General features: G+C 64.7%; 7 protein-coding genes. 5 read left to right on the top strand and 2 right to left on the bottom strand.

The genetic code is table 11. The annotated features are described in order from the left end of the window. Positions 1-82: 82 nt before the first annotated feature. Positions 83-2,188, bottom strand: a complete 2,106-nt coding sequence (locus BM382_RS29195) for a mechanosensitive ion channel family protein (RefSeq protein ID WP_041120721.1) — start codon at positions 2,186-2,188, stop codon at positions 83-85. 213 nt (positions 2,189-2,401) lie between these two features. On the opposite strand from BM382_RS29195, the gene BM382_RS29190 reads away from it, so the two are divergent. Further along, positions 2,402-3,613: an MFS transporter gene (locus BM382_RS29190; RefSeq protein WP_072444877.1), complete on the top strand. Its 1,212-nt coding sequence runs from the start codon at positions 2,402-2,404 to the stop codon at positions 3,611-3,613. Between the two features lie 16 nt (positions 3,614-3,629). On the opposite strand, the gene BM382_RS29185 is transcribed toward BM382_RS29190, so the two are convergent. Next, a complete protein-coding gene (locus BM382_RS29185; protein ID WP_011063753.1) occupies positions 3,630-4,628 on the bottom strand; it encodes a GlxA family transcriptional regulator in 999 nt (332 codons plus the stop codon). Positions 4,629-4,730: 102 nt separating this feature from the next. On the opposite strand from BM382_RS29185, the gene BM382_RS29180 reads away from it, so the two are divergent. The 4 genes from BM382_RS29180 to BM382_RS29165 all read left to right on the top strand — a co-directional run bounded on the left by BM382_RS29180 (position 4,731) and on the right by BM382_RS29165 (position 9,556). Beyond that, positions 4,731-5,297, top strand: a complete 567-nt coding sequence (locus BM382_RS29180; RefSeq protein WP_072444875.1) for a cysteine hydrolase family protein — start codon at positions 4,731-4,733, stop codon at positions 5,295-5,297. Positions 5,298-6,027: 730 nt separating this feature from the next. Beyond that, positions 6,028-7,911, top strand: a complete 1,884-nt coding sequence (locus BM382_RS29175; RefSeq protein ID WP_072444873.1) for a 3-dehydroquinate synthase — start codon at positions 6,028-6,030, stop codon at positions 7,909-7,911. Then, positions 7,908-8,792: a UbiA family prenyltransferase gene (locus tag BM382_RS29170; protein WP_015637217.1), complete on the top strand. Its 885-nt coding sequence runs from the start codon at positions 7,908-7,910 to the stop codon at positions 8,790-8,792. The genes BM382_RS29175 and BM382_RS29170 overlap by 4 nt, the downstream gene beginning before the upstream one ends. Beyond that, complete coding sequence (locus BM382_RS29165; RefSeq protein WP_072444871.1) at positions 8,789-9,556, top strand: EboA domain-containing protein; 768 nt, start codon at positions 8,789-8,791, stop codon at positions 9,554-9,556. Before BM382_RS29170 ends, BM382_RS29165 begins: the two co-directional genes overlap by 4 nt. The last annotated feature ends 29 nt before the right edge of the window (positions 9,557-9,585 follow it).

Raw genomic sequence — 9,585 nt, 5'->3', positions numbered from 1 at the left:
CGTAGGAGCCGGCTTGCCGGCGAAAAGGCTCGTGAGCCCTGCGCCAGATCCAGCGGCCCTTGCGCTGGCCGTCGTTGCGCAATCATTGCGGGCGTGGGGATTCGGGGAGCAGCAGCGCCGAGTCGTCCTGTTCCGGTTCGTCTTCATGCACCCGCCGCGCCGGCAGCACCACCGGCTGTGGATAAGTCTGGGCGAAATGCACCCAGGGGCAGTTATCCACAAGCTTTTTCAGACGCTGGTTGAAGGCCCGGCTCACCGCGTACTGGCCGCCGGACACCGTGCGGAACTGGGCCGTCAGCACCACGCCGTTGAGGTCCATCTTGTCCACCCCGAACACGTCCAGGCCGCCTTGCAGGTTGTAGCGCAGGAAGCTGTCCTCGCTGATGGAACGCCCGGCTTCGCGGATCAGTTCGATGGCCTTGTCGACGTCGGTGTCGTAGGTGAACTGCACCGAGAAGAAGGCATAGGCGAACTGCCGCGACTGGTTGGTGACCGCCTTGATCTGGCCGAACGGCACCGAATGCACGAAACCCTTGCCGTCGCGCAGGCGCAGGGTGCGGATGGTCAGGCCCTCGACGGTGCCGGCATGGCCGGAGTCGAGCACCACCCAGTCACCAATGGACAGGGTGTCTTCGATGATGATGAACAGGCCGGTGATCACGTCCTGCACCAGTTGCTGGGAACCGAAACCGATGGCCAGGCCTACCACCCCGGCACCGGCCAGCAGCGGCGCGACGTTGATCCCCAGGTTGGCCATGGTGGTGATCGCGCAGATCACCACCAGGATGATTTTGATCGCATTGCGCAGCAGCGGCAGGATGGTCTTGACCCGGGTACTGGGCTGACGCGCCGAACGCTTGTTGGCCGGTGGCTTGAGGGCCTCCTGGATCGCCGTGTCGAGCACCACCCACAGCAGCCAGGTCACCAGGAAGATCAGGCCGATGCTGCTCAGGGAGTCGCTGATGGCCCGGCCCACGGTATTGCGCTGGGCGAACTCGAACAGCGAGATCCCCCAGATGCGCCCAAGGATCTCGATGAAGGCGATGGCCATGACGATCCGCAGCAGGGCGTGCAACAGGCTCAGGAAACGCTCCTTGTAGGCGCTGCTGCGCTGAATCGTCTGGGCGCTACGGGACTTGAACAGGTGCTGCAGCACGGTGCTGAGGAACACCGTGGCGATCAGCAGCACCGTGGTCAGCAAGGCGCAGCGCAGGGCCTGCTGGCTGTCCTCGCCGGCACCGATCAGGCTCACCGCCGAGACCAGCACCATCAGCAGGATCGGCCAGTACCAGAGCCCGGAAAAGATCCGCAGCGACTCCTGCAACGCCGGCTGTTTCAGACGCTGGGCCAGGGAGCGGTTGCGGATCAGGTGCGCCACCGGCCGGCGCAGGCGGATCACCAGCACCGCGAAGATCAGCGAGGCCAGCAGGCCGGTGAACACCGCCACGCTGCTGGTGATATTGCCCCCCAGCTGGCGAGCGATCTGCGGGCTGGTCAGGGCATCGCTGAGAGCCGCAAGGAAACCGATCAGAAACAGCGGTTTCGGGCAGTAGCCACGGATGATCCGCACCGCGGGCCGCTTGTGCCCGACGTTGAACATCACGATCAGGCACAACAGCACCGAGGTCGAGACGATGCCGCTGCTGGTGGCATAGGCCAGGCACAGGGCCAGCGCCCGCCCCACCGAACCGTTCAGGGAATGGCTGACGTAAAGCGTCAGCGGCAGGCAGACCAAGGCCGGCAAGGTGTAAGGCAGCAGGTATTCCAACAGGCCCTGGCCTCGGGGCCGGGCTTGCAGCCAGGGCCGCTGGCTCAGCCGCCGTACCAGCAGCCCGGCCAGCACCGTGAGCAGGGCGAAGCTGCCCAGCCAGGTGCCGGACAAGGTGAGGAAATCTCCGGCCACGCTCCAGCCCGAACGGTCCGAGGGCTGGTTCACCAGGCGCCCCACTTCATCCGCCGCACGGTCGGCCCGCAGGCGCCAGGCGTCGATCAGGTTTTCATTGAGGTCGAGCTTGTCCTGGACATCGTCGATGCTCGAACTGATGGCGCCCAGCAGGCCCCCTTCCACCAGCAGTTCCGGCTTGGCCGGGGCCGCCGCCGGGGCTGTTGCGGCAGTGGCGGCGCAGAGCTCGCTGCTGCCCAGAACGAGCAGCATCCCGAGCAAGATCGCGGTCTTGAAATTCAACACAACGCAGGGCTCCTTCAGCAGGGTCTGTAAGGAACTGATCAGCAAACGCCCGGCAAGTTCGCTTCAGTTGCCCCCGGGGCCGGCGCGCCGGTGAACGACGGGCTCCGGGATCCTTGACCCACAGGCAAATATCTTGTGCCGATAGGGCTATTTTTCCGCACGAGTCAAACCCGGACACTGCGCGCCAATCCCACTTTCACCGGAGTTGCAGTGATGCCCATTGCCCTGCTCGCGCTGACCCTCAGCGCATTCGCCATCGGCACGACCGAGTTCGTTATCGTTGGCCTGCTACCCACCATAGGTACCGACCTCGGGGTCAGCCTACCGTCCGCCGGCCTGCTGGTCAGCCTCTACGCTCTGGGCGTGGCGATTGGCGCCCCGGTGCTCACCGCCCTCAGCGGCAAGGTGCCGCGCAAGCTGTTGCTGCTGTCGCTGATGGTGCTGTTCACCCTTGGCAACCTGCTGGCCTGGAAAGCACCCGGGTATGAATCCCTGGTGCTGGCACGGATTGTCACGGGCCTGGCCCACGGGGTGTTCTTCTCCATCGGCTCGACCATCGCCACCAGCCTGGTGCCCAAGGAAAAAGCCGCCAGCGCGATCGCCATCATGTTCACCGGGCTCACCGTGGCCCTGGTCACCGGCGTACCCCTGGGCACCTTTATCGGCCAGCATCTGGGCTGGCGCGAAACCTTCCTCGCAGTGTCCGCCCTGGGGGTGATCGCCTTTATCGGCAGCCTGCTGTTCGTGCCGAAGAACATTACCCACCGCCCGCCGGCGTCGCTGCTGCAACAACTGCAGGTGCTCAAGCAACCGCGCCTGCTGCTGGTGTACGCCATGACCGCGGTGGGCTACGGCGGCTCGTTCATCGCCTTCACCTTCCTGGCGCCGATCCTCCAGGACATTTCCGGCTTCAGCGCCGGCACCGTGAGCCTGGTGCTGCTGGTGTACGGCGTCTCGGTGGCGGAGGGCAATATCTGGGGCGGCAAGCTGGCGGACCGGCGCGGACCGATCGGCGCCCTGAAGATCATCTTCGCCCTGCTCGCCGCGGTGCTGCTGATGCTCAGCCTCACCGCCGGCAACCCATGGCTGGCGCTGCTGACCGTACTGCTGTGGGGCGCGGTGGCGTTTGGCAACGTACCGGGGCTGCAGGTCTATGTGGTACGTCAGGCCGAGCACTACACACCCCAGGCGGTGGATGTGGCGTCCGGCCTGAACATTGCCGCCTTCAACCTGGGGATTGCCGGTGGAGCCTGGCTGGGGGGCTTGATCGTCGCTCACCTGGGGCTGATCCACACCGCCTGGATCGGCGCGCTGGTGGTGCTGGTGGCCCTGGCCCTGACCGTCTTGAGCGGCCACCTGGATCGCCGCAACCCGCTAGCGTTCGCGCCGGCCGGCGGCAGCGCCCGGGCAGTGGCCGGCCACTGAACAGGCCGCAGCCGGGTTACGGTACCCGGCTTGCAGCCGTTGAGGTGGCACCGAAGCGATTGCGATATTCACTGGGCGCCAGCCCGGTGATTTTCCGGAACAGGCTGCGAAAGGTGGCAGGGTCCTGATAACCCACGGTCCAGGCGATGTGATCGATGCTGCCGTTGGTGAACTCCAGCAGTTCCCGGGCCTTGCCCACCCGCAGGTGCTGACAGTACTGGGTCGGCTTGAGGCCGGTGGCCGCCCGGAAGCGCCGCAGCAAGGTGCGCGGCTCAAGCCCCGCCTGCTGCGCCATCACCGGCAGCGAAACATCCACCGCGCCATTGGCCTGCAGCCAGTGCTGGAGCTTGAGAATCGCCCCGTCGCCGTGGCTGAGGATCGGTGCGAAATTGCTGCCGCACTGGCTCGCGCTGGCACTGTGTTCCATCACCAGAAAGCGCGCCGTGGCACTGGCGATGCTCGGCCCCAGCAAGCGGTTCACCAGGCGCAGACCAAGCTCGGCCCAGGCCATCAGCCCGGCGCTGGTGATCAGGTCGCCGTCATCGACAATGGGTTTGTCCGCTTCCAGGCGCACCTGTGGGTAACGCTCGGCGAAGGCCTGGGCCGAGGTCCAGTGGGTGGTGGCGCTGCGGCCATCGAGCAGGCCGCTTTCGGCCAGCAGGATCGAGCCCACACAGACCCCGCCCAGGGTGGCTCCGGCGGCGTGTTGCTGGCGCAGCCAATCCATCAGGGCGGCAGATGACTGATGGCTTGAGAAGCCCGCCAGCGAAGGCGGGATCAATACCGCCAGCAAGGCCCCGGGGGCTTCGGCCAGGCTGTCGTGGACCCGCACCGGAGGCAGTTCGCCGCTGGCCTGCCAGTGGCTGACGCGCAACCGCGGCAACTGCGCCTGCGGCTGTTCGCCGGCAATCCGGTTGGCCACCTCGAACAAGTCGCTCAGGCCATGTACCGCCGCCATCTGCACACCGGGATAGAGCAGTACCCCCAATTCGGCGTGCGTGCCTTGAATACCCACTGTCAGTTTTCCCCCGGTTAATGTCGGTGCGGCCAATCCTCGAAGGAACGACCGGTGGCGATACTGGCTCCCACGTCAATCACTCACCCGCAGGTATTACCCATGGCCAGACAGGCACTCATCGTAATCGATATCCAGAACGACTACTTCGCCGACGGCAAGTGGCCCCTGATCGGCGTCGACGCTGCAGCGGACAACGCCGCCCGGCTGATCCAGGCATTTCGCCAGAACGCTGAACCTGTGGTGCACATCCGCCACGAATTCACCTCCGACGACGCTCCCTTCTTCACTCCCGGTTCCCCCGGTGCGCAGTTGCACCCCAAGGTCCAGAACCACGCCGATGAGCCGGTGGTGCTCAAGCATTTCGTCAACGCGTTCCGCGACACAGAGCTGCAATCGCTGCTCACGCGGCAGGGCATCGAGGAACTGGTGATCGTCGGCAACATGAGCCACATGTGTGTGGAAGGCACTGCCCGGGCCGCTGCCGACCTGGGCTACCCGGTCAAGGTGATCCATGACGCCTGTGCCACTCTCGACCTGGAGTTCGCTGACCAGCGCGTGCCCGCCGCCCAGGTACAAAGTGCGGTGATGGCGGCACTGGCGTTTGCCTATGCCAGCGTGCTGTCCACCGAGCAGTTTCTGGCGGCCGGGCAGGCCCCTGCGGCTTGATCACCCGCAAGCGGTGAGCCGTGGCTCACCGCAACTTCATGGCACCAGGCATTTCCCGGATTAAGTTCGCCGCTGTTTACCGAGAGGTTAATAGCGGCAAATGCCAATAGTTGCAGGACCTACAAGTTAACCATAATGCGCACGAATGATTCCCATTAACAAAAAAACACTCCCCGACAACCCGCTCGGACAGCTCTATGGAACAACTAAATAACACCCCATTAATAAGCAAGCCATTAAATAGCTGACTAATAGTAATCAAGGGTTAATCCGTTATTTCAAAACCTGATTTGAAACATTTGTAAAAATCCATCAAGAGCTGCCCTCGCACATGATTTAGTGCGCTTTCATGAAACGATTTTTCTATATATCCAATTTTCATAATCTTTATAGCAAAGTAAAAAACAGCCCCACCGCCTATACCATCCCCAGCATTCATTGAGCAAGAACAGGCTCCACCAGACTTCTTGCAAGACGTTCAGCGGAGCCGCCCCGGACTAAACACGCACTTTCCCCTGAAGCCATAAAAGTGCCTTGCAGGCCACTTCATTCAACTTACTTGCAAAACCCTCGGCCTTGACTAAGTTGATAGCTACTCGCCACTGAAGTGTTCTTCAGCCGCCAGAAGATCAATAAAAACCGTCGAGGAATTCAATAACCAGACGCCCTCCTGCCCTACCCAGCTGACACTGACACGGAATCCAGTCATATCAATCAAGAGGGACGCTTGATGAAGCGCAGCTCGTTGTCTCGTGCCTTTTCACTCAAGGGTGCGGCCGAAAATTACTGGCTCTCGTTATTACTATTCTCGATCCTGGTTATCGCCAGTTTCCTGTTGTTTGAACAGCAGATCCAACAGCTGCTGAGTCACCTGGGCACCTTCCTTCCCACCGATCCCGTACAGCGCCTGAGCCTGGCCCTGTTGCTGGTAACCCTGTTGGCCCTGGACGTGCTGCTGCCCGTGCCCTCCAGCCTGGTGGCACTGCTGGCCGTGGCGGCCCTGGGCGCCATTGGCGGCTACCTGGTGATCTTCATCGGCCTGTGCCTGGGGGCCAGCCTTGGCTACTGGCTGGGGGCCGGCTACTTCCGCCTGCTGTCCAATTGGCTGGGGCTCAGGACCTGGCAACCCGGGCAACTGGCCTATCGCCTCAGCACCCTGTCGCTCGTGTGCCTGCGTGGCGTGCCGGTGCTGGCAGAAACCTCGGTGCTGGCCGCCGGCATGCAACGTTATCCGCTGCGCCAGTTTCTTCTGGTCACCACCCTGGCCAACGCCGGGCTGGCCCTGGCCTATGCCGCCATCGGCAGCCTACTGGTGGAACAGAACGCCCTGCTGGCAACCATTCTCGCCAGCATGGTGCTGCCCGGGCTGTTCCTCGGCACCCGCAGCCTGTTCAAGAGCCGCCTGGCCCAGCCCCGGTACGATCAGGCGCAGTCTCTGGAGGGCCGCTTCCAGGTGAGCTACCACTACCCGGTGCTGTTCACCGATCACATCTTCCAGGCCGACAACCCCTGCCTGCACCAGCAACTGACCCGGCAGAACCCGGGGCGCACCACGGTGCTGGTGTTTGTCGATGAACAACTGCTGCTGTGCTCGCCCCAGTTGCCGCTGCAGATCGACCACTACTTCAGCGCCCACGCCGCCGACCTGCATCTGCAGGCCGCACCGATCGCGGTGCCGGCCGGCGAATTGAGCAAGACCCCGGACGTGCTCCAGCAGCTGTACGCGCAGATGCTGGAACACGGCCTGGATCGCCACTGCTATGTGCTGGCCCTGGGCGGCGGCGCAGTGCTGGACGCAGTGGGCTATGCCTGCGCCACCTTCCATCGGGGCATGCGCCTGATCCGCATCCCGTCCACCGTGCTGGCGCAGAACGATGCCGGCATCGGGGTGAAGAATGGCATCAACGCCTTCGCCCAGAAAAACCTGCTGGGGGCCTTCTACCCGGCCACAGCGGTGATCAACGACTTCCAGCTGCTGCTCAGCCTTTCCCACCGGGACCAGATTGCCGGCCTGGCCGAAGCGGTCAAGGTCGCGGTGATCAAGGATGCCGCGTTCTTCCAGTGGATGGAGCAGCAGGCCGAAGCCCTGGCCGGTTTCGAGCACAACGCCAGCCGCTACGCCATTCACCGCTGCGCCGAACTGCACCTGGGCCATATCACCGGTGCCGGCGATCCGTTCGAACGGGGCAATGGCCGCCCCCTGGACTACGGGCACTGGGCAGCCCACAAGCTGGAGAATCTCAGCCAGCATCGCTTGCGCCACGGTGAAGCGGTGGCCGTGGGCATGGCCCTGGATGCGCTGTATGCCAACGCCAGCGGCCTGCTGTCCGGCGCCGACTGCCAGCGCCTGCTGCGACTGCTGGACAGGCTCGGCTTCAACCTCTGCCCGCCGGAACTGAGCCTGCGGGACAGCCAGGGGCGTTCGCCGATCCTGGTGGGCCTGGAAGAGTTCCGCCAGCACCTGGGGGGCCAGCTGTCGATCCCGATGCTCAACCGCCTGGGCCAGTCGGTGGATGTGCACCAGATCGACATGCCGCTGATGGAACAGGCCCTGCTGCGCCTGGCAGGTTTCGGCGGGCCGGATTTCGCCTGGGGCCCGGGGTGCGCGCAATGACCCAATCGTCGCTGACCACCTGGCTGACCCTGGGCCGGGTCTCCAACCTGCCAACGGTATGGACCAATGCCCTGGCCGCCGCGCTGCTGGCCAGCAGCGCTACCACCCTGGCGCCGCCCTCGCCGCTGGTCTGGACCCTGCTGCTGGTGGCGCTCTCGGCGCTGTACCTGGCGGGCATGCTGCTCAACGACCTGATGGACGCCGACTGGGACCAGCAGCACCACAACCCGCGGCCGATCGTTCTCGGCCTGGTCAGCCGCGCCCAGGTCCGCCTGGCCACTGCCGCGCTGCTGCTGCTGGCGGCGCTGGCGGTCCTCGGCCTGAGCCGGATGATTGCCCAGCCCCACTGGCTGCTGGCCAGCGCCGGATTGCTGCTGCTGTTTATCCTTGGCTACAACCTTCTGCACAAGAAATATCCCCACAGCGTCTGGCTGATGGGCGGCTGCCGCTCGGCGCTGTACCTGACCGCCGCCGCCAGCCTGGCCATGCCGCCCCAGCCATTGTGGCTGTGCGCCGCGCTGCTGGGCACCTACATCGCCGGCTTGACCTACCTGGCCCGCCTGGAGCATCGCAACCAGTTGCTCAGCCGCCTGCCGCTGCTGCTCATGCTCAGCCCTCTGCTCCTGGCCGCCTATGCCGGCAACAGCGTGTTCTGGCTGGTTCTGCTGCTGTGGCTGGGCTGGTTGGGCTGGCACTACCAGCGCCACCTGGCCAACCCGCAACAACGGCAGGTCCGCGCCTTCATCGGTGCCGGGCTGGCCGCCCTGCCGCTGTTCGACGCCCTGGTGCTGGCGGTGGCCAACCAGCCCTTGGGCAGCCTGCTGTGTGTGCTGGTGTTCTTTCTGCTTCCCCACCTTCAACGCTGGATCAAGCCGACATGAACATGGATCCCATCGCCCCTGCGCCGCGGGCGCTTGCCATTCGCCATGGTGCCTTCGCCGAGCGCCAGCAATTGCTGGAACGGCATCTGGACGACGACAGCCGAAGCTGGTGGCAGCAAGCCCGGGAACAACTGGCCCGACAGCCCTCGGCCAACACCCTGATGCTGCTCAGCAGTCAGTGTCGGCGCCGCTTGGCCAACGCACCGCTGGCCCCCAGCCCGGACTGCAACCGCACTCAACTGGCCCGGGCGCTGCTGCTGGCCCAGTTGCTGGAGCAGCAGGCCGGCGCCGGGCAACTGGCCCTGTTACGCCAGCTGTTTCTCTGGGGCGACGACCAGGAAAAGGCTGCCCTGCTCAAGGCCCTGGATGACCTCGACAGCCAGGGGGCCAGCCTCGACCTGGCGCTCCAGGCCGGGCGCACCAACAACCGCGAGGTGTTCGCCGCCATCGCCCTGGACAACCCCTTTGCCGCGCGCCACTACCCGGAACGGGCCTTCCACCAGCTGGTGCTCAAGACCCTGGGCATGGGCCTGGACAGCCGCCACATCCACGGCCTGGCAGAACGGCGCAGCGTCGACCTCAACCAGTTGGCCCTGGACCTGATGGAAGAACAGCTGGCCGCCGAGCGCGAGGTCGCCGACGGCCTGCCCCAGGCCATTGCCTTCGAGCTGTTGAGCCTGGCCCAGCTGCAGCGCCTGCGAGGCCTGTACCAGCAGGGACGATTGCCTGCGCACTGGCGCGACCACTTCCCGGCAGGCGGTTGACCCCCGGCAGCTGAGCCCACGATTTTTCC

This window comes from Pseudomonas sp. NFPP25 (assembly GCF_900116505.1).
Classification (GTDB): domain Bacteria; phylum Pseudomonadota; class Gammaproteobacteria; order Pseudomonadales; family Pseudomonadaceae; genus Aquipseudomonas; species Aquipseudomonas protegens.
This window is presented reverse-complemented; position numbering and strand designations above follow the sequence as displayed.